Source organism: Rhodoferax sp. GW821-FHT02C08 (genome assembly GCF_059421805.1).
The window spans coordinates 25,444-47,202 of sequence record NZ_JBWKVR010000027.1 but is presented as its reverse complement, the minus strand read 5'-3'; the positions used below and the strand labels follow the sequence as shown (position 1 = coordinate 47,202).

Below are 21,759 nucleotides of genomic sequence, written 5' to 3'. Positions count from 1 at the left end.
GACTCAAGTAGTTCGAGTGGATAAGAACCATTGAGTACTGTCACTTAGCATCGTATCGTAGGATCGCCATGACATGCATAAACTCTTGGTTGCCGCAGCATGGCTAAGCCCAATCTGTTGCCGCCAAAGTCCGAGCAGAGATGGCGGTATTGCAGCGGGTAAGAAGTGTGCGTCCAAATGAATCTTTGAAAAAACTCTTTCGAGCACCTTCACTGGCACACCGAGTGCATAGGCATCCAACCTCATCCGCCTTGCCCCTAATGTTCTTAGAGGGATTGCGCCAATCGCGAGCGCAAAATCGGCGAAATAGTCATTCCATCGAGGACTCTCAGGACTCACAAGATTAAAAACGGGAACTTCACGCGCCACCAAAGGTATTTGCAGAGCGTTGACAGCGGCCTGCGCGACATCATCGACTGAAACCAAGTTGGCGGGACCATCCCCGCCAGTGCCCAAGTCCCCAACGCGGCCCTGCTCCAACCAAATGCCAACACGTTTTACCCATAGTGCACTACCTGCACCGACCACACATCCTGGGCGCAAGATGACTGCCTGTCCACCATCTCGACTGTATCGCTGCATAGAGCGCTCTGCCGCAATCTTGGCATGTCCGTACCAACCTATGTCGTCTTGCAGCGGACAACCCTCGTCAACAACACCCTCCGCGCGTCCATATACCGACATAGTGCTCAAATGCACGATACGTGGCATGCCTCCACGCAGCGCCGCATCTACCAGTGTTTGAGCGCCTTGCGCGATAGCACTCCCATCACCCGTTACACAGTTAATTACGGCACCGGCATCTTTAATCGCTGCACGTAGACTATCGGCATGTCGCGCATCCAGTGCAATCGCTTCAATTCCATTGATGCTCTTAGCATTGCGCGATGCAACTACGGGCGTAGCCCAATCTGTTCGCTGCAACAATGCCACCACAGCGCGCCCAACGAAGCCGCCCCCACCCAACACCAATACCTTAGTACGATTCATCATGCTGTCCGTACCCCATGGCCACAGGGAACAAGTAAGCCCGCCAAATGATCCGCCAGCCGCAAGGCCATCGCCACAATAGTGAGCGTTGGATTGGCTTGGCTTGACGTCGGAAACACTGCGCTGCTGGCTACAAACAAATTGGATATACCGTGCACAGCACAATTAGCATCCACCACGCTAGTACACGGATCTGAACCCATGCGGGCCGTACCCACATGGTGTCCACCATAGGCACCAAACCGCAGAAGATCCTCTTCCAAGCTAGCGTCGTCGAACTCGAATTGAGCCAGCCCACTCGCAGCAAACTCTTCCGCAATAGCACGCAAAGTTTTCCGCACCGTTTCTATGTCCTCTTTGCTATAGCGCCAATCCACCTTGATTTGCGGCACACCCAATGCATCTTTCGTTTCCAACAGAGTAACCCTGCTATCGGCTCGTGGAATTTGTTCCGCATGCACCTCCAGGCTAAAACGATTACTTTTGTTTCTCAAAATAACCGAAGGAAATTTGCGCGCGGCCAACGTGCGCTTCAGTACCCAATGGGTTAAAAAAGCCAGTGTGTCGAAAGGCCCGGCAATTACATTCCACATGTGACGCAAATACCGCCCAACACCATCAGCATCGCCATCTTTCAAGCGCTTGCCATATTCATAGCTAATGAAATAACGTGCCAAAAACAAGCCCGACAACACTCCACTGCGATGCGAAGGGTCCGTAATCTTGGGGAAGTGCAACCGTGCCACCATATTTCCCACTTGAAGTTCTCGCTGGGCTTGCGCAGTAAGCTGCAATCTGCGGCGGCAGTAAACACCATCGGGTGAAACTTCATAGCCATGCCGGACATTGTCGGGTGCGCCTTTGACAGCCAAAGTACCCACATTCCCGGCAATGTGGCACATGTAATAACGCCCCACGACGTCATGGACATTGCCAATGCCTTGATGGACCACATCATTGGAAACCAATAAAAGCCGTGCGGTTTCCAGGCCCCCAACGGCCAGCACCACGTTACGAGCTCTAACCTTAAACCGAACACCGGCAAGGGTTGCAACATCTAGCGTGTCAACTGCATTGCCCCCCGGGTTCAGTCGAATACCTGTGCAGTTAGCCTCCAGCAACACTCTTATGTCAGCTGCGACACGTAGACGCTCGCCATAACGCGCTGCCATATTGGTTGGACAAGAAAATCGCTCCAACCCATTTGTCCTTAAACGCACACTTTCAAATCCACGCACCATTGCCGGAGCAGGAGGATCAAAAGCACTGTCAGCGTCATATTCATAACGCCCAGCTTCCAAATAGTGATTCGCTTTGGGGAAGTATGGCGCTAAGTCTACGTAATCAATCGGCCACCCGCTATTGGGTATAAACGGCCGCTCCTCAAAATCGATGGGGTCAAACGGCATACAGCGCCCCCCCCATATAGCGGTAGAGCCACCGTAGCGCCGCTGCCTGTATTTGTCGGTAGGGCTGTGCATCTTCTCATCTGCAACCTGGCCTGCATAAAGTGCCTGTGAACTTGGATCTTCATGAGACTTGCCTCCCTCCAGAAGCAAAATACTCAGCCCCTTGCTACTCAGCTCCAGCGCCATGCTAATACCCGCAGCACCGGACCCCACAATACAAATATCAGCATCCAATACCGAGTCCGGCGCCACTTGATTGGCTGATTCAATCATTGTGCAGACACCATGCGATTCTTAGACAACACACGCGAAGCCACACCAAAAACATCCATGTGCACAGCGGCAATGCTGTCCGCAAACATTTCCAGAGAAAACGTCCGCTCATACAAGGCCCTACCATTTCGCTCCAAATTGCCTCTCAACACCGGATTTCCTAATACTTCATCAATGGCAGCGGCCAAACCTTTGACATCGCCAGGCTCCACAAAGACTGCTTCCTTGCCGTCCACCAAGGCATGGGGAATTTCCCCGACAGGAGTGCAAATCACCGCCGTGCCATTGGCCAAGGCTTCCAAAATCACCAAGGGTAACCCCTCGTCATACGACGGAAGGACCAAAACGTCTGCGCTAGCCATTAGTGCGGCAGCTTTCTGCTGATCAGCCCAGCCTACAAATTGAACGAGGTGCCCTACCCCCTCCACGTCAGCTTTGGCTTGATAGCCTGGTATATCGCCCTTGCCCGCAAAGATGGCTTCTAAGGGCCCCGCCTTCGCAACCTTGCTCATGCCCAGCGCGTGAACTAGGTCAGACACCCCCTTGCGCTCACTCAAATTCCCCAAGAACAGCAAACGCATAGTCCTTCCAGATTCTTGCCGCGACGAGCGCTGCACCGACGGCTGCGGCACGCCGTTAATAACTACGCACACACGTTCCTTGGGCACCAACAACTCTTCCACCACAAATCTCTGTGCAGAGCTACCCAGCACCACCACTTTGTTGGCCCGGGAGAACGTCCAACGCACCAACCAACGCAGCGGCGCCGGCAAGTCTTTATAAAAATGGTGTAACTGGGCCGCATGCAAATGCAAGACAACCGGCAAACCAATCGCACGTGAAAACACTACAACAACCGCTTTGCGGAACAAGCTCAGCCGCTCGGCCATATTCACGTGCACGCCCTTTAACTGCCCTGAAATACGGTTTTTCGCTATACGCACCAGCGCCAGCATTAGCATCCCAATCGAAGCCAGAGCGCTACCGTCGCCGCGCGTGTCCAGCGGACACAGAGCAACATGCTCTTCGGCACCACCTTTGACCACAGTATGCTGACACTGAATCAAATAGTCGGCCACCTTAAACATGCCGCCGCCATTGGGGTTCCAAGGACAGGCAATAAATATTCTCTTTTTCATCATATTGAATTCAACCGCCCCCACTTGACATTCATCATATTCAGCACGGGATTTTCAAAATATCTAAATAAAATCATTCCAACCACGCTGCACATCAACACCATAGTGAATGCGAATATGACCGGAGAAATATTAACTGACAGCAAGCCCAAAATGCGCGCAGCCGGCCCCATTACAAATCCATGTGTCAAATAAGTGCTGAATGAGCCATCTCCTGCCCATACCAGCTTTTTCTCAAGCCATCGCGCTGCATCGGCATTTTTCCCGTCCAGTGCCGTGACGCACAGAAAAACGCAAAAACCACAAACAAACAACTCCAATGCCAGCAGAACACCAACTGGCATGGAATACCTCAAACTCACGTACACCAGTATTGTCAAGACGCATATCACAACAAAACAGGCTTTCTGCCAGGAATATCTTGGGAATGTCGCGACCCAATTTTGGCGGCTCAGTGGCCCAACCCACGCGCCGATCACAAAAAATAACAAGTACGTATCTGACATTAAAAATAGCGCGTTCTGTGCGAAGTCAGAGCTCTCAGCAATCACTCCTGTATGCCGGGCCCCGGTTAGGACCAACATAACCAAACTCACCAATATTAAGCGCCAAAAATTAGATAAAAAAAGTGCAGCACCAAGAATAATGTAAAAAAACATCTCGTAGTTCAACGTCCAACCCGCACCTAATACGGGCCGCATTAATCCCGCACTATCAGCAAATGGAATAAAGAAGACCGAATACAACACGGTATCTCCGCCGGGAGCGGCCCCCTGGAAAGCCAGCTTGACTGCGTAAACTAGCGTAGCGCACCAATACATCGGCGCAATTCGAATTAACCTACGTCGAAGAAAATACCATACCGACTTCGGCCCATGAATTAAAGATTGACTTGAAGAAAATATGATGAAGCCACTAATACAGAAAAAAAGCTTTACGCCCAACTCTCCAAACCCGTAGTTCACCAACACTGCATCAAATACATCCACCTTAGCTTTATAAGTTGCTAGCGCATGCACATATACAACCATACCAGCAGCAATAGCCCGAAGTACCTGTAACGCCTCAAGGCGCCGTCCTTTAGAGGGCATTAGCATAGTGCCGCAATTTCAGCGACATACTGTTCACTTGTGATCCAGCTACGCATAGTTTCAAACGCTTGCCTGGTAATCCTTGTACGCTTTTCTTTATCTTTGAGAAATTCTTCCACCTTCTCTTCAAAATCACTTAAATCCCATTGCAGCGGCACATAGGTTTCATTGGGTACAAACACATTTGGCAAAACCTGCAAATGTGCCATATCCGGCTTAAGCAACAAAGCGCCGGTGGCATATGCCTCATAATCACGCCAGCATATCTCGCCATATCCAAATGGGCTAAAGCAAATTTTGCTCCTCATCATCTCTTCAAAGAACTTATGCCTACGCACGCGCCCTTCTGAGACGATATGTATCGCACCATTTGCCGATAGCCTTTGTACGGCATCCTTCGCCTCTTGCCGCATTACCTGATACCAAGGGACTCCTTTAATCGCAATACGGGCATGTAAATCAATATCACGAAAATCGACCTGCGGCGGTTTTCCCAGAAACAAATCCACCATCAACGGTGACAAACCGAAGTTGCTGCCCAAGCGTATTTTGTTCTCTATTCCTGCAGGAGGTATAAACTGCTGCTGTGCATCCGGCAAATTGTGTCGACGCGCGTAGTAATCGTTCAGATTAGTATCACCTAGCGTAGGCACACTGTAGTTTGCGAAATCCGCATAGGTTTGCTTTTTTATGTAAATATCAATATACGGGTCTACATAGGCTGCAGGTCGTATGTGCAATGGGGCATACCAGTCCATAAATGCAATTTTGGCCATAGGATATGCCGCAGCCAAACGCTCCAAAGCCTGTACCACCAGTTGTGGCGGCATTTCAAATGCAGGTTGGAAAAATATACGCTTGATATGCGCATGCTTTGCACCGGCATGTAGCCTATCTGCATCCGCCCCCACCAGCGCGTCCACAGGCACCTGCGTACAGCGCACGCCATACTTTTGACGCAACGTTGAACGGTAGAAATGGAATGGGTACAGCTGCGTTTCCGCCAACTCATGCGGAACCGTTACCAGCAGCACATTGGCTGCCTTAGGTGTATCTCGCAGCGAGGTAATAGTGTGGAGCTTGTTTCTGACCCGAAAAATAAGCTTACGGCGCAGAAAGTTCAAATGGGCTTGCATAAAGAATATGGGTTACTAAATATTTTTGACCAACACGCTATCCACCACTGCACGGGCCTCCCGCTGCGGCGCCAACAGGCCCCGCAGCAAACCTGCAGCGTTAAAGCACCACGACACCACAGAAAACAAAGCCTTAGATAGGCTACGTTTACGCCATGCCATCAATGCAAACGGCGTGGCGAGAACAATAAAAAAGGCCGCTAGCGCCCGTGGCCACTGCGCAGACAGCAACAATATTGATAGCAGCACTAACCACCACGCCAGCACAGCAACATACAGGCGTAGCTCCCGCAGCCCCTTCAGCACCAAGGCTAGGTGAGGTTGCCCCCATGCTGCACGTAGCATTTCACCCAGGCCGCAGATATATCTGCTGCGCCAGCGGCGCACCAATAGCTGGTATGGCGGCGCATCATGCCCATGGTGTCGCACTGCATCCATCGCAATGCGCTGCAGCTTCCATCCGTTGGCACGCAAACGCGCTGCTAGGTCAAATTCCTCGTAACTGTGCAGATTACGGTTGGAAAAATAGCCCACCTGCTCCACTGCGACTCTGCGGTACAACCCCCCCATGTCCAAGCGGTCTACCTCACCGGCCTGCATATGCCCCAGTCCGCGCTCCACCCGGGCCAGGTATTCCAGGCTAGTGGTGTTCATCTCTACCACCTGCCCACCCACGCCTGCCACATCCGGGTGCGCCTGCATGTACTCCAAGGCTTTAGGCAAAAACCCAGGCAGCATTTCCATGTCGCCGTCCAGGATGTAGACAAACTCGCCTAGCGAATGCTGGAAGCCCAGCTGCGGCCCCACGCCACAACAACGCTCATGGGCGTACTCGAGCTGCACTATGCGTACAGGGAACGTTGACGCCAGTGCCACCGTGCCATCTGTTGAACAAGAATCCGCCAACACCACCTCGCCCCCCACCACCTGGACCGCCGCCAGTGCGCTCTCGACGGCTACGACAATCCGCTTCTCTTCATTCAAAGCTTTGATAACAATACTCACCCTGCAGGGCGCATCAGGAGACTCAGGAATTTGCATGGTCTTTGGTTCGCAAAATAATTCTGGCTGGGACTCCCACGGCGAGCGCACCAGCAGGCACGTCACAGATGACCACGGCATTGGCCCCAATATCGGCATCGTCTCCTACCTGCACTGCGCCCAATATCTTGGCTCCCGCGCCAATGTTCACCCGGTGCCCAATACGCGGCGCGTCCAAGGGCTGGTCCATCCGCTTATTGCCGATCGTCACCCCTTGACGAATAACGCAGTCGTCGCCAATCTCTGCCCTACCATGCACCACTATGGCTCCGGAATGTTCGATCACCAGCCTACGCCCAATTTTGGCGGACACCCCAATCGTCACGCCACACAGCATTTCCGCCAGCTTGGACAGCACCATGTGCAGGATTGCCAATGGATAACGCACCAGCTTGGATTGAAACCGGTAACGCAAATGCCCCAGCCTGTAAACCTGCAAAGCCCAAAAGCCGAGAGACAAAACGCCCTCTTGTGCTACGCGTAAATCTTCAAAAAAAGCCATTCATTCGACCCTTGTAAACACTAATCCGTAGCTGTACGCGCATTGCGCCAAAGCTCCCAGCGCTGAACCACGCCCCCCGGCAACGCCACCGCCATCGCAAGCGACATTAGCCAGCGCTTAGACCGCATCGCATAACGGGCACGCCACAACCAGCGCAGCCCTTCCAGGCGACGCCCCATAACCAACGCCTGCCGAGCCAAAGTCACCTTTTGCTGAGCCACAAAATGCAATGCAGACCGCTGCCTATTAGGTGGTATTAGCCCCGAGTGCGCCCGATCCTGCATCCTTAGCAAGAACGGCGCTAACACCAATGCTGCATGCCGGCTGGTAAGGCTCCCCTCCGCCGCCGTACGGTACGCAACCAACACGCTCTGAGAATGGGCAGTCGACGAACCCTCGGCCACACGGAACCACAGGTCCAGATCCTCCCCATGTGACTCGCCCACCGTAAAGCAAGGCTGCATCTGGACCAAGCGCGTTCTGCGCACTGCAACCGACGAGGTAAAAAACGGAATGCCCTGCATCCAACGGGCAGGTAAATCTTCTATGAGATCCATGACAGGCTGCGGAGAAATTTCAGGCCAAGGCCAGGGAGACCAATCTGCAGCGTCAGAAATCTTGCGCAGCATGGTGGCCACCATGTCCACATGGGGATAAGCCAGGATGGCACGATGCTGCGCCTCCAAATACCCAGGGTGCCACCAATCATCAGCATCCAGAAATGCTACCCATTCGCCTCTTGCCTCCGCAATACCTCGGTTCCTGGCGGCCGAAACACCCGCGTTGGACTGCCGCACCAAACGGATACGCGGGTCATTTTGTGCAAGTTTCTCTACTATTTGAGGCCCGTTATCGGCAGAACCATCATCAATAACAATCAATTCAAAATTTCTACAACTTTGCCGAAGAACTGACAACAATGTTCCCTCGATATAAGGGCTCTTATTATAAAGAGGAATAACCACAGAAAATTGCATAATAAATCACACGGAAAAATATTTATATTTTGAAAAAAATACTCTACCCCATAATTTTAAAAATCTCTCCAAAATTATCAGAAAGTGCGCAGCGATCAAAACAACAACAAAAAACACAACCGATAAAAATATTTTATTTATATCACCAGAAACAAAAAAGCCATTCAAAAATCTATACAACGGATAATGCACTATATATATAGGAAATGACACATCACCCAACCACTTCAAAATACGCCCCAACCAATTATTCGCATCAAAATGAACTTTACTTCCAACAAAAATAACAAAAGGGGATACAAGAAAAAGCATCACATACATGGCCTCTAAATTCCCAATACCAAACGACAACAACGAAATAAAAAGCAACACAAAAAAATGCCACTTCTTAAATTCAATATTTAGATATTGAATTTTAAATATAAAACACCCCACAAAGAAATGAAATAAAACCCGAGGAAATCCCCCGGGAAAATTCAACTGAGAATACCCACTATGCAAACCATAATACCGAATCGACACCAAATAAATCAACAAGAAAAAAAACAATAAAACCACCAGCAATCGACGACCGATACCAAAGAAAGAAACAAAAAAATAAAAGAAAATATTAGAAAATACTTCAAAAAAAAGTGACCAAGCTGGATCATTAAATGGGAATATTACATGATTATTTAAAAACCCCTCTGACGCAACAGGAAATACACCCCAAAAAGGAATTAAGAAAATTCCACATAATTGCATTAAAAGTACATCAACACTGAGAAAAAGGCTCCAGTCAGAGTGAATTAAAAGAGAAAAAATACCAATAACCAATCCAAAAAAATACATTGGGTAGAGTCGTTCAATTCTAACCCTGCAAAAACCAAGGAAACCTAATCCGCTCTTGATCCTACTTTCATAGTTCAAAGCGATCACAAAACCAGAAAGTACAAAAAATGCGTCAACGGCCAACCAAGCTGACCGCATCAAATGCGCGCCTTGCAAAAGAGAAAAATGATGAATAACAACCGCGATAGAAAAAACCCCGCGCAACCCATCCAATGCCAAATAACGTTCTTTTACTTTCATGTATTTTCATACCCATGAATTCGCTCACCTGATTTAACGAACTTCATATTAATTGCAATCAAGCCCATTAGTAGATAATATGGCAAAGTATCAATCGCAATAGTCCCCAGGGTAACAGGTACTTCAGACGCCATTCTTATTAACAACGAAAGAGCCAAAACAAAACTCAACCCAAAAGTCTCCTTTCTGTATACATACCCAAGAAATATAACAATCACAAAATGAACCACCGACATAATAGTTCCAACCAATCCAGTTCGCCCTAAATTATCAATGATTTGATTATGCCCGGACGTCGCGAAGAACATTCCAATTGCATCTCTGTGCTCAGTACCGAATAATGGCAACCCATACCCTAACAACGGTGATCGCGCCCATTCAGACAAAGCCACAGTCCATATTTGCTCTCGCCCGGTAAAAGTAACTAACTGGCTGCCCTGCTCAGAATTCAAAAAATTATTTATTGCACTACCAATATTTCCAAATATCACCAACAATAGGCCAAAACAAACAAAAACCATCATAGAAGAAAATATTACCATGTAAAAATAGCGCCCATTTTTTGAAGAAATGCGCAGCCAATCAGATACCTTATATTTAAAATAAATCAGTACAGGCAAAGCCAACAAAAAAGATATCCAAATATTTTTAGCCTGAGAAACAAATAGAGCAAAAAGACCCACAAAAATAAAAAACCAGTTCAATTTTCGAGATTTAAATGGATCAATTATCAAACACCACAAGCCCAGTGAAGCAACCATGCCCATCAAAATAGCATGCGGCGCCAATCCTGCGAAACGAGGCAACCCAGGTATATAACCTTGAGAATAATTAGTTTGCAAAACCAAATCTGGCTTTACAGGGATTAACAAAATTCCCCACAGACAAAAAAACAGTGCTGCATTACGAAAGTGCCTAATGAAATTTAAAACTCCATAGTTAGACATGGAAACAAGCCCCAATCCTAGCACCAGCGAATAAAACCAACTTACCTCCAGTGATATGGGATGCGAAGAAAACTGCGATGGCACCAACACATTAAAAATCCAAAACAACAAAAATGATAGTATTAGAGATATACGCCAAAAATAAAATTTTCTATCCAATCGATAAAATCGCAAAATTTGGTCGCCGGCTGCCACCATGACAAACAAGGATGCCAATTTGATCGCCACGGCTGCAACCGGATTACTCAACGTGGACTCAGTAAAGACTTCCCCAGTGTTCAAATAATTTCTAGCAGAAAACAAAACAGTTAATCCATTACTAAACAATATTGCGTAACAATAATACTGCAGCAGGCCAGATGGATATTTGGCGGCCTTATTTAACAACCAAACACAAGCAACAGACAAAAGAATTGCAGCCACAAAAGCCGTCAAACCCATAAAAATGGGAATAATGTAATTCATATAACATCAATCGCGTTGAATACTAGAGAACAAGCCCTTCTCTAATTTCGGGAAAAATCTTAAAACCATTTCGATCGCTTCCGAACCTAGAATTTTCGGCCATAAAAATATCATCAAAATTGAAACCACCAAAACCGAGAAACCACTCACTATTAAGTTCAAAAATGGAATGCCAAAATCATTTACACTTCGAATGCTAAAAAATGCCACGACCGCGACAATCAAGCTGATCGCCCCCCCGCGACCAAGATGTGCAGCCACATCAAAAAATCGCAACTCAAGTAGTTGGAAAACAGACCCACAAACCAAAAACGTCCGCGCCAATATCAACAATGCAGCCACCAATGCAAAAGCGGTTATTCCGTACGGCATAGAATAATAGAAACCAATTGCACCCACGGCGAGTACAGGCAACTGAAGCAAAGACTCGTGATGCTTACGGCCAGCATTCCACAGTACGGGGGTAGACAGCCCCAGGCAAACAAAAGCTGGCACGCTTAGAAAGAGCAAGGCCAAAACCCAGCCGGTATCCAACCATTTACTCCCATATAGAAACTTTACCAAGTCAAAAGAAATGACTGATAAAAAAACAAATATCGGCAGTATCAGCACCCAAACTGTGGCGAATATTTGCATATAAGCGGCACGCATACGACCAGGGTCATCTTGCATTTTGGAACTGGCCGCGGTAAACGCTGGCTGCAGCGAGCCCATGAGTAGGGTGGAAGGCATGGTGGCCAGGTTATAACCCACAGAATAAACACCAACTGCGTGCGCATTAGAGAATTTACTCAATAAGAAGCGGTCCATGCTGCTAAGGCACCAATTGATGATATTGGTGATAAAAACGGTTCCACCAGTCTTCATTGCGGTAGAAGCACCTTCGTAATGGAATAACGGTTTGATCGAGTGCGGATGAGCCCAAAAACTACCAACAGCTATAAACGAAACCTGCACCAACCAAGCTGCTACGAGTGCATCCACACCATAACCCAGCAACGCAAGGGGTATGCCAACCAGCAGGTAACCAGCGACATAGCCGCCAATTTGTATCAACCCCGCAGCCTTGAAATTCAAGTCACGGTGCATCAGGTTTCCAGCTGGAGAGGATACGGCGCTGATCACACACGCCAATGCGAGCCAACGGATAACAGGCTCAACACGGGGCTCGTGGAAAAAGCTAGCCAGCATAGGCGCCAGCAGAAAAAGTGCCAATGTGGCCGTGCTACCTACAATCATTTGCCAAGTAAAAGCAAAGCGCACATCTTCCTGTGTGACGGTTTTGCGATGCAACAGGCTCCAACCAAAGCCAAAATTTGAAAAAACATTAGTCAAGGTTAATACAACCATGCCCATGCCAAAAATACCGTAGTTTTCCGGCCCCAATATACGAGCCAATAAAATCTGGGCGGCAAATTGCATTACAAAGCGCGCAAGAGTTGCAATGGCGCTCCACTTAACGGCTTTCACGCCCTGTTTGGCAAGACTCATTACGTATGTAACCTTGATTTACAAAAAAGAGGGATCGGCAGAGACCATTGGCCCTGGGTCAATTCACAATGAATTTAATTATTTGTTTTTTGCTGCAACGCAGCATAAACTCATGATACAACAGAGGGCGGTCTCATCGTCGAAATACCATGACTAAACAAACAAGCTCCATCAAATCCTTGCTACTCCCTTTGCTACTGGGTGTTTTGCCCTTGGCCACACAAGCGGCGGAGCAAAATTGCAGCGCGGTTTCTGCTGCAACTTGCACCATCGCCAAATCCCTAGGACGCGGCATCAACATGGGCAACATGCTGGAGGCGCCACGTGAAGGTGACTGGGGTGTAAAGCTAGAGCCAGCTTATATTGACTTGGCGGCACAGCAGTTCAAAACCGTACGGCTGCCAGTACGCTGGACTAACCATGCAAGTGCGGATGCGAGCGCCACACTGGACCCAGTTTTTGCCGCACGGGTAGACACAGCCATTGATGCCATGTTGGCTAAGGGCATGTATGTGATTCTGGACCTGCACCATTACAACCAGATCTTTGGCGATGTGCTTGCGCCCAACGAGTTTGCGGTAGACCCTACGGTGCTGGAGACGCGGCTCATCAATATATGGACCCAGCTGGCCCAGCGGTACAAGGACCGCTCGCCCAAGCTATTGTTTGAGCTACTGAATGAGCCCCATGGCAAGTTGAGCAGTGATGCTTGGAATGCCTTGTCTACCAAGCTGCTGGCAACTGTGCGGGTCACCAACCCCACCAGAGTCGTGTTGATTGGGCCCATCTCCTGGAACCACCCAAAGCAGCTAGCCAACCTCAGCCTACCAGCCGACCCCAATTTGATTGTTGCCATACATACATACGACCCCTACCCGTTCACCCACCAGGGCTTGTCTTGGATGCCGCAATTCCCAGCCGGCACCACATGCTGCACCGCGCAGCAGGCAAAGACAATGCAGGATGTCTTCGCGCAGGCCGCCAAGTGGAATGCAGATAAAGGGGTACCGCTGCACCTGGGCGAATTTGGCTCGTACAAGATAGGCGACATGGCATCCAGGGCTACATACACGCGCTTGGCGAGAGACACAGCCGAGTCTTATGGCATCAACTGGACATATTGGGAGTTGGCCTCAGACTTCGGCATTTATTCGCCACAAACGCAGACGTGGATTCAACCACTGACCTCTTCGTTGCTCAATTAGCCCGCTCCGTCAGGTACGCATCAAAAATGCATCCGCGTCAAACAACTGCTCAACCACATTTCTGGTAGCAATCGGCGCGGCCCTATCGTGCTGCGGGCGTCAAAGCTCTCTTCTTTGACCATATCGCCGATGCGCACACGGCTGGCACGCACGTCCAGCCGCCGCAACGCCACGCCGTTGGACCGCAAGGTTTGCCTTAACAACCGCTCGGCATGGAGTGGATGGTTCGCACCGCGGCAGTAATTCAAAATATTGTCGATACGGTTGCCGTAGTGCAGATAGGCATTGCTTCCACACACTGCAAATCGATCGTTATAGCCGCCCCACCATTGCCAGTGGGGCAAGAAACAACGACCTGCATGTGCGCCCGCATTCTGAATCACCCACGAGGGTATTTTGTCGTGGTAGAGCAAGTCTGGCCGCGCATAAATCACTACGTCTGGTTGGTATTGCTCCACGCTATTCGTAACAGTTTTAAGTGAATGCAACTGATGTAATAAATTTCTTACAGATTTAAATGCATCGCCATAGTAATCACCAAAACCCTTAATGGCTTCCAAGTCATATTTGGCTAAGCATTGCTCTGGCTCCTCAATTATCAAATTGAAATCACGGTAGAGGTCGTAGTTCTCTTTGCCCAGGGCACCACCTTCACCAGATCGTGCATTGACGACCTGCCCGACATTAAAAAAGTGCCCGAAAAGTCTGACCTCGCCAAGAGCTCGGGCAGGTTCAATTATTTTCTCAACAAAAGGTGAGAATGTAAGACCTGCCCCACGCGGGATGCCGAAAATAGAAATTGCAATCTTCATACATCAAAGTCAATTGACAAGCGAGGGATTTTCATTGCCGTGAATATTATTTTTGAATAATTTATAATATTCAGATTTTTCAAAAAATACTGCAGCCGACTCCGCCCCCAAAGTACTAATATGCTTTCCATCAAAACTAAATGGGACCTCACCCCCTGCCGAGCCTGGGAAAACCCCTGCCTCAGGAAAAATATAATCCCTATCAATATAAAAAACATTTTTATACTTTTTCGACAGGGACTTAATAATTTCATTTGCATTTTTTGTTTGAACATCACTATTTCTAGTGTAATGCAGTAAATCGAACTTCACACCGCGAATCAAACTTCGCTCATAAGCCAGCCCGATATTTGCATCATAACTTACAGGCGATGGCATTATAAAAACCATCTTTGTCCTAGAGGAAACCTCAGACAACGCAGCCTCAAAGTTTTTTATCTTATTTTGCAAAACAACATCAGACCAAGATCCAGCGAGAACAACGAAATCATATTTTTCGACATTCTTAAAAAGATAATTTCTATTTATTTTACATTGAGCATATGCACGACTAGCAATCGGCCCAGTAAAATCATCACCCAAACTAGGATAGCACCAGTTTGTAGTAATTGAATCAATCCTACGACTCTCATTTATTCCAATTTTATTCCAAAATGGTTCATTTTGGCCAGCAAATGAATCTCCAAAAAGTAAGCCTTTTATCTTCGATGCCCTATCCCCAATCGAGCATTTAAGTCCAGCATCGCCTATCGGCAATGCTTTTATAGTGTCAACGCTATAAAAACACCAGCCATTGCTCACAAGGGGCATGGTTATATCCTTGGTCAAGTTTTCATATGTATCACTCATGCGATTGGGCAAGCCCTCGTTGACAGTCACAAATACAGCCAACGAAATAGACAAGCCAACAGGAATTATCAAAGCGAAAAATTTCCGATATGAACTAATTTTCCTCAAATACGATCCAGCCGGACCCTCAACAAAAGTAAATGAAAGATGCCCCAAAAGACCAGTAAACAATAACGCACAGCCAATATAAATTAAATCATGCTGCCTATTCAAATAACCCAGCAAAACAACAATTGGCCAGTGCCACAAATATAAAGAATAAGAGCGACTACCTAACCATTGAGCAACACGCGAGGCTGTCAACAATGAATCAAATTGCATAGAACTTAATACACAGACCGCACCAAGAACGGGCAACAATGCTCGCCAGCTAGGCCAAATTGATTCTACCGAAAAATATCCAACAGAAAAAACAATCAACCCAAAGCCAAAAATTTCAATAATTCTTCCACTTTTCTGAGATGCATTTTTTTGATGACTAGAAAAATATACCAATCCTCCAGCCAACATCTCCCACATTCGAGTTGGAAGGAGATAAAAGGCACCACTTGGATTTTTTATTGAAATCAGAGACGACAAAAATAAAGAAATCACAAAGGATACAAAAAACCCCCAAACAATATATTTCTTTTTTGGCTTGAGCTTCCACAGCAGCATTAACCCCAAAGGAAGCAAAAGATAAAACTGCCACTCCACCGACAGTGACCACGTATGCAAAAGCCATTTGTCGTGAGAAGAAACATCGAAGTAGCTAACTTCTTTATAGAAAAGAAAATTAGAAAAAAACCCCAACGCACCCGAAATATGCCGTCCAAGCTGGACGAATTCAGAGGGAGGCAGAAAAAAGAATCCACAAGCAATTAATACCAAACACACTACCAGCAAAGCTGGAATTATACGAATACACCGAGAAATATAAAAATCGAATAGCGAAAAATTATTATTTATTGTCTTTTCAAAAATTATCCCGGTCATCAAAAAACCGGAAATAACAAAAAAAACATCAACACCAACAAACCCCCCCGAAAAACCCCAGATACCAAAATGATAAAGAATAACGGACGCTACAGCCCAGGCCCTCAATCCATTAATATCACTTCTAAATTTTGACATCCCCCTACCTCCATACAATTTATCTCAATGAATCACACGCCCTAAAAGTCGAATTTATATAAAAACCCAACCAATCAGACATAAAATTATTCAAATATTGATAGTCTATAGTAAAAAAAGTCCCCTCCCTAAAGCTGCCCCGGCATCAAGACTTCAACTGGAATGAATCATGCTTCATGAGTAGAGGCCTCCAGTACATCGATATATCCGCTGCCACATCGGTACGCTAGACTTGCTAGCTACCTACAACCTCTACTTATTTGCTGTTTTCAGGGATTGAAATAATGAAAATTACCGTCATTGGTACTGGCTACGTTGGCCTGGTTTCTGGCACTTGCCTTGCCGAAGTGGGCAACGACGTGCTCTGCTTAGATGTTGACCCGGCAAAGATCAAGATCCTCGAAGACGGCGGCATCCCCATCTTCGAACCAGGCCTGCAAGAAATGGTGCGCCGCAACGTTGCAGCCGGACGTTTGCACTTCACCACAGACGTAGAGAAGGCCGCACACTTCGGCACCATCCAGTTCATTGCCGTAGGCACGCCGCCTGACGAAGATGGCTCGGCCGACATGAAATACGTGACTGCTGCAGCTCGCAACATCGGCAAGTACATGACCGACTACAAGGTGGTCGTGGACAAAAGCACTGTGCCGGTAGGCACGGCCGATGCAGTCAAAGCGGCGATTGACGATGAATTGACGAAACGTGGTGTAAGCACGCCATTCAGCGTGGTGTCCAACCCTGAATTCTTGAAAGAAGGCGCGGCGATTGACGACTTCATGAAGCCAGACCGCATTGTGGTGGGCTGCGATGACGAACAGGCTGCGCTGAACATGCGGGCCCTGTACGCACCTTTCCAACGCAACCATGACCGTCTGATCGTGATGGACGTGCGCAGCGCAGAGCTGACGAAATACGCCGCCAACGCGATGCTGGCCACCCGCATCAGCTTCATGAACGAGCTGGCGAACCTGGCCGAGAAGCTGGGCGCCGATATTGAACATGTGCGCAAGGGCATAGGTAGCGACCCGCGCATTGGCTATGACTTTTTGTACGCCGGTGCAGGCTATGGCGGCTCGTGTTTCCCGAAGGACGTGAAAGCGCTGATCAAGACGGCTGCCGATGATGCTGGCATTGACCTAAAGGTGCTGAATGCCGTAGAGGCCGCCAACGATGCCCAAAAGCACGTGCTGGGCATGAAGATCAAAACCAGGTTTGGAGGCGACTTGAAAGGCAAGCACTTTGCCCTGTGGGGTTTGGCCTTCAAAGCCAACACCGACGATATGCGCGAGGCAACCAGCCGCGAAGTGATCAAAGACCTGCTGGCTGCGGGTGCTACCGTGACCGCATATGACCCGGTTGCCATTGCGGAAGCCAAGCACTGCTTTCCCGACGAGCCGCGCCTGAGCTTTGCAGATAACCAGACGGCAGCTCTGGAAGGAGCCGATGCCCTGGTGATCGTGACGGAGTGGAAAGAATTCCGCAGCCCTGACTTTACGACCCTGAAGGCCAAGCTGAAAAATCCATTGATTTTTGACGGCCGCAATCTGTACGACCCCAAGCTGGTGCGCGGTATGGGGTTGGAATATTTGGCTATTGGGCGTTAACCGCGGCCCAAGCAAGTCAAGTATGACCTGAGGGAGCCATCCCCCAAAAGAACTACGCACGGCCTCTGCGCGGTACGTTCGCTTACAGGGATACCTCATTTCTAGATAAGAATTTCTACCCAATTTCACTCAAAAACTTTATGGCAATTCTTGTAACTGGCGGTGCAGGATTCATTGGTAGCAACTTCGTGTTGGATTGGCTTTCCCAGTCTGACGAACTTGTGGTCAATCTGGACCGACTAACCTACGCGGGCAATCTGCAGAACCTGGCTTCCATCGCCAATGACCCGCGCCATGTTTTCGTTCATGGCGACATTGGCGACTCAGAGTTGGTTGGAAAACTGCTGGCCCAGCACCAACCCCGTGCCGTGCTGAACTTCGCGGCCGAAAGCCATGTGGACCGCTCCATATCAGGCCCCGGCGAGTTCATCCAGACCAACATTGTGGGCACCTTCCACTTGCTGGAGTCTGTGCGCGCCTACTGGGGCAACCTGGACGCAGCCAGCAAGGAAGCATTCCGTTTGTTGCATGTGTCGACCGACGAGGTCTATGGGTCTCTGGCCAAGACGGACGCCGCATTCACCGAAACGCACCGCTACGAGCCTAACAGCCCCTACTCTGCATCCAAGGCCGCCAGCGACCATTTGGTGCGGGCCTATCACCACACTTATGGTCTGCCGGTGTTGACCACCAACTGCTCCAATAACTACGGGCCGCTGCACTTCCCTGAGAAGCTGATACCGCTGATGATCGTCAACGCCCGGGCAGGCAAGCCGCTGCCGGTGTATGGCGATGGCCAACAGATTCGCGACTGGCTGTATGTACGCGACCACTGCAGTGCGATTCGCCGTGTGTTGGAAGCGGGAAAGCTGGGGGAAACCTACAACATTGGCGGCTGGAATGAGAAGCCCAATATCGAGATTGTGCATACGGTGTGCGCATTGCTGGACGAGCTGAAACCGCGTGCAGATGGTCAGTCGTACAAAGAGCAAATTGCGTACGTGACAGACCGTCCCGGCCACGACCGGCGCTATGCGATAGATGCACGCAAGATTGAGCAGCAACTGGGCTGGAAGCCTGCCGAGACTTTTGAAACCGGTATCCGCAAAACCGTACAGTGGTATCTGGACAACCCGGAATGGGTGGCCAATGTGCAAAGCGGCGGCTACCGTGACTGGGTCAACCAGCAGTATGGTGGCGCGGTAGCGGCAGCATGAAGATATTGCTATTGGGGCGCAATGGCCAGGTGGGCTGGGAGCTACAGCGCAGTCTGGCTCCATTGGGTGAGTTAATTGCCCTGGGATCTGATGCATCGCTGAATCCAGGCAATTTATGTGGTGACTTCACCAACTTGACTGGCTTGGCCGAGACGGTGCGCCAAGTGCAACCGCAGGCGATCATCAATGCCGGTGCCTACACTGCGGTGGATAGAGCGGAAGCCGAGCCAGATTTGGCCCGCACCGTGAATGCGTTGGCGCCAGGTGTGCTGGCAGCCGAGGCCAAGGCCCTGGGCGCCTGGCTGGTCCACTACTCTACCGACTATGTTTTTGACGGCAGCGGGAACGCGCCATGGCGCGAAGCGGACACTACCGGTCCATTGAGCATCTACGGCCAGACCAAGCTTGAAGGTGAACAGGCCGTGGCAGCTTGCCACCAGCATTTGATCTTCAGGACCAGCTGGGTTTACGCCGCACGGGGGGGCAATTTCGCCAAGACCATGCTGCGACTAGCGACTGAGCGCGACACGCTGAACGTTATCGACGATCAAATAGGTGCGCCCACATCGGCGGAGCTGCTGGCAGATGTCACAGCGCATGCATTAATGGCGGCTATCCGCAAGCCAGAACTGGCCGGCTTGTACCACTGTGTGGCGGGCGGTGAAACCAGCTGGAATGGGTATGCCCGATTTGTTTTAGGGCAAGCCCTGGCATTAGGCTGGACACTCAAAGCTGGGCCTGAGCAGGTAGGGTCAACCTCCACGGCCAACTACCCCACCCCTGCGCAACGCCCGCTGAACTCGCGTCTGGACACAAGCAAACTACAAAGCACCTTTGGGCTGACGCTGCCCCACTGGGAAATACAAGTGGCACGCATGCTGCAAGAAATTACAGGGAGGAATTGAATATGACAAAAACACATCTACCCACCGAAGGCAATGCCGTGCGGCGTAAAGGCATCATCCTCGCCGGCGGCTCCGGTACGCGTCTGTACCCGGCAACCCAGGCTGTCAGCAAGCAATTGCTGCCTATATATGACAAGCCCATGATTTATTACCCGCTCAGCGCATTGCTGCTGGCGGGCATCCGTGAAGTACTGGTGATCTCCACTCCACAGGACACACCACGCTTCATGCAATTACTGGGCGACGGTAGTCAGTGGGGCATTCAACTAACTTACGCTGTACAGCCCACGCCTGACGGCCTGGCGCAGGCCTTTCTGATTGGTGAAAAGTTCTTAGACGGGGCCCCTAGTGCACTGGTGCTGGGTGACAATATTTTCTACGGCCATGACTTCGCAGGCTTGCTACACAACGCCAATCAGCAAACCCATGGCGCTACAGTATTCGCATACGCGGTGCAGGACCCTGAACGTTATGGCGTGGTGGAGTTTGACTCAAATGGCCGGGCCATCAGCCTGGAGGAAAAGCCTACCAACCCCAAGTCACGGTATGCGGTGACCGGCCTGTATTTCTACGATAGCCAGGTCGTTGAATTGGCCAAAAGCGTCAAGCCATCGGCCCGTGGTGAGTTGGAAATTACCGACCTGAATCGCCTCTATCTGGAACAAGGCACGTTGGATGTGCAAACCATGGGCCGTGGCTATGCCTGGCTGGATACGGGTACACACGAATCCATGCTGGAAGCCAGCCAATTTATTTATACGATCGAAAATCGCCAGGGCTTGAAAGTGGCCGCTCCAGAGGAAATAGCTTGGCGACAAGGCTGGATTGATAGCGAACAGTTGCAAAAACTCGCACAGCCTTTGGCCAAATCAGGCTATGGCCAATACCTGATGCGTCTGTTAAAGGAAAAGGTGTATTGATGAAAGTCACGTCTTGCGCCATTCCCGATGTACTGTTGATAGAGCCCCGCGTATTCGGCGACGACCGTGGTTTTTTCTATGAAAGCTTCAACCAACGTGCATTCGACCAAGCCACCGGCCTGAACCTACAGTTTGTGCAGGACAACCATTCCAAGTCGGCACGCAATGTATTGCGCGGCCTGCATTACCAAGTGCAACAGCCCCAGGGCAAGCTGGTGCGTGTCGTAGCGGGTGAAGTCTTTGATGTGGCGGTAGACATCCGACGCGGTTCACCCACTTTTGGTAAGTGGGTGGGGGCACTTCTCTCCGCCAAGAACAACCACCAGCTGTGGGTACCACCAGGTTTGGCGCATGGTTTTTTGGTGCTGTCTGAGTCCGCAGAGTTTTTATATAAAACAACCGACTACTACGCGCCTGAACACGAGCGCTGCATTGCCTGGAACGACCCTACATTGGCCATTGATTGGCCGATCACTTCAGGTAGCCCAACCTTATCGGCAAAGGACGCTGCTGGGGCAGCATTCTTGCAAGCCGACTTGGGTTGACCAACGCCAGCACATGAGCAACATTGAATCTCAACAATACTTATTGATGTAAGG

19 protein-coding genes are annotated in these 21,759 nt (G+C 49.5%); 6 read left to right on the top strand and 13 right to left on the bottom strand.

The window, feature by feature from the left end:
- Nucleotides 1-3 precede the first annotated feature (3 nt).
- Genes AC07VY_RS23205 through AC07VY_RS23155 form a run of 11 tightly spaced genes read right to left on the bottom strand, consistent with a single transcriptional unit; the run spans nt 4 to nt 12,532 of the window.
- Complete coding sequence (locus AC07VY_RS23205) at nt 4-990, bottom strand: NAD-dependent epimerase/dehydratase family protein (protein WP_495099557.1); 987 nt, start codon at nt 988-990, stop codon at nt 4-6.
- Nucleotides 990-2,672: a GMC oxidoreductase gene (locus tag AC07VY_RS23200; protein WP_495099556.1), complete on the bottom strand. Its 1,683-nt coding sequence runs from the start codon at nt 2,670-2,672 to the stop codon at nt 990-992. Before AC07VY_RS23200 ends, AC07VY_RS23205 begins: the two co-directional genes overlap by 1 nt.
- Nucleotides 2,669-3,814 (bottom strand): glycosyltransferase family 4 protein, encoded by a 1,146-nt coding sequence (locus AC07VY_RS23195; protein ID WP_495099555.1) that lies wholly within the window; start codon nt 3,812-3,814, stop codon nt 2,669-2,671. The genes AC07VY_RS23200 and AC07VY_RS23195 overlap by 4 nt, the downstream gene beginning before the upstream one ends.
- Nucleotides 3,811-4,902 carry an acyltransferase family protein gene (locus AC07VY_RS23190; protein WP_495099554.1) on the bottom strand — a complete coding sequence of 364 codons (1,092 nt, stop codon included), beginning with the start codon at nt 4,900-4,902 and terminating at the stop codon, nt 3,811-3,813. The genes AC07VY_RS23195 and AC07VY_RS23190 overlap by 4 nt, the downstream gene beginning before the upstream one ends.
- On the bottom strand, nt 4,902-6,038 hold the full coding sequence (locus tag AC07VY_RS23185; protein ID WP_495099553.1) for a glycosyltransferase family protein: 1,137 nt from the start codon (nt 6,036-6,038) through the stop codon (nt 4,902-4,904). The genes AC07VY_RS23190 and AC07VY_RS23185 overlap by 1 nt, the downstream gene beginning before the upstream one ends.
- 15 nt (nt 6,039-6,053) lie before the next feature.
- Entirely contained in the window at nt 6,054-7,178 is a 1,125-nt protein-coding gene (locus tag AC07VY_RS23180) for a glycosyltransferase family 2 protein (protein WP_495099552.1), read from the bottom strand.
- The gene (locus AC07VY_RS23175) at nt 7,066-7,581 is read right to left on the bottom strand and encodes a serine O-acetyltransferase (RefSeq protein WP_495099551.1); all 516 of its coding nucleotides are present in this window, start codon (nt 7,579-7,581) and stop codon (nt 7,066-7,068) included. The genes AC07VY_RS23180 and AC07VY_RS23175 overlap by 113 nt, the downstream gene beginning before the upstream one ends.
- Before the next feature lie 20 nt (nt 7,582-7,601).
- Complete coding sequence (locus tag AC07VY_RS23170) at nt 7,602-8,558, bottom strand: glycosyltransferase family 2 protein (RefSeq protein ID WP_495099550.1); 957 nt, start codon at nt 8,556-8,558, stop codon at nt 7,602-7,604.
- 6 nt (nt 8,559-8,564) lie between these two features.
- Nucleotides 8,565-9,629 carry an acyltransferase family protein gene (locus AC07VY_RS23165; RefSeq protein ID WP_495099549.1) on the bottom strand — a complete coding sequence of 355 codons (1,065 nt, stop codon included), beginning with the start codon at nt 9,627-9,629 and terminating at the stop codon, nt 8,565-8,567.
- The gene (locus AC07VY_RS23160; RefSeq protein ID WP_495099548.1) at nt 9,626-11,041 is read right to left on the bottom strand and encodes an O-antigen ligase family protein; all 1,416 of its coding nucleotides are present in this window, start codon (nt 11,039-11,041) and stop codon (nt 9,626-9,628) included. Before AC07VY_RS23160 ends, AC07VY_RS23165 begins: the two co-directional genes overlap by 4 nt.
- Before the next feature lie 6 nt (nt 11,042-11,047).
- A complete protein-coding gene (locus AC07VY_RS23155) occupies nt 11,048-12,532 on the bottom strand; it encodes a lipopolysaccharide biosynthesis protein (protein WP_495099547.1) in 1,485 nt (494 codons plus the stop codon).
- A 149-nt stretch (nt 12,533-12,681) separates the two neighbouring features.
- Between AC07VY_RS23155 and AC07VY_RS23150 the strand changes: the two genes are divergently transcribed.
- Nucleotides 12,682-13,737 (top strand): glycoside hydrolase family 5 protein, encoded by a 1,056-nt coding sequence (locus tag AC07VY_RS23150; protein ID WP_495099546.1) that lies wholly within the window; start codon nt 12,682-12,684, stop codon nt 13,735-13,737.
- 20 nt (nt 13,738-13,757) lie between these two features.
- On the opposite strand, the gene AC07VY_RS23145 is transcribed toward AC07VY_RS23150, so the two are convergent.
- Nucleotides 13,758-14,549 (bottom strand): hypothetical protein, encoded by a 792-nt coding sequence (locus tag AC07VY_RS23145; RefSeq protein ID WP_495099545.1) that lies wholly within the window; start codon nt 14,547-14,549, stop codon nt 13,758-13,760.
- A 9-nt stretch (nt 14,550-14,558) separates the two neighbouring features.
- Complete coding sequence (locus AC07VY_RS23140; protein ID WP_495099544.1) at nt 14,559-16,511, bottom strand: acyltransferase family protein; 1,953 nt, start codon at nt 16,509-16,511, stop codon at nt 14,559-14,561.
- Nucleotides 16,512-16,795: 284 nt separating this feature from the next.
- On the opposite strand from AC07VY_RS23140, the gene AC07VY_RS23135 reads away from it, so the two are divergent.
- From AC07VY_RS23135 to rfbC, 5 genes are all read left to right on the top strand, one after another.
- The gene (locus AC07VY_RS23135; RefSeq protein ID WP_495099543.1) at nt 16,796-18,118 is read left to right on the top strand and encodes a UDP-glucose dehydrogenase family protein; all 1,323 of its coding nucleotides are present in this window, start codon (nt 16,796-16,798) and stop codon (nt 18,116-18,118) included.
- A 140-nt stretch (nt 18,119-18,258) separates the two neighbouring features.
- Nucleotides 18,259-19,335: a dTDP-glucose 4,6-dehydratase gene (gene rfbB / locus AC07VY_RS23130; protein WP_495099542.1), complete on the top strand. Its 1,077-nt coding sequence runs from the start codon at nt 18,259-18,261 to the stop codon at nt 19,333-19,335.
- Nucleotides 19,332-20,240: a dTDP-4-dehydrorhamnose reductase gene (rfbD, locus tag AC07VY_RS23125; RefSeq protein WP_495099541.1), complete on the top strand. Its 909-nt coding sequence runs from the start codon at nt 19,332-19,334 to the stop codon at nt 20,238-20,240. Before rfbB ends, rfbD begins: the two co-directional genes overlap by 4 nt.
- Nucleotides 20,241-20,242: 2 nt before the next feature.
- Nucleotides 20,243-21,160, top strand: a complete 918-nt coding sequence (gene rfbA, locus AC07VY_RS23120; RefSeq protein ID WP_495099540.1) for a glucose-1-phosphate thymidylyltransferase RfbA — start codon at nt 20,243-20,245, stop codon at nt 21,158-21,160.
- Nucleotides 21,160-21,705 (top strand): dTDP-4-dehydrorhamnose 3,5-epimerase, encoded by a 546-nt coding sequence (rfbC, locus tag AC07VY_RS23115; protein ID WP_495099539.1) that lies wholly within the window; start codon nt 21,160-21,162, stop codon nt 21,703-21,705. The genes rfbA and rfbC overlap by 1 nt, the downstream gene beginning before the upstream one ends.
- Nucleotides 21,706-21,759: the final 54 nt, after the last annotated feature.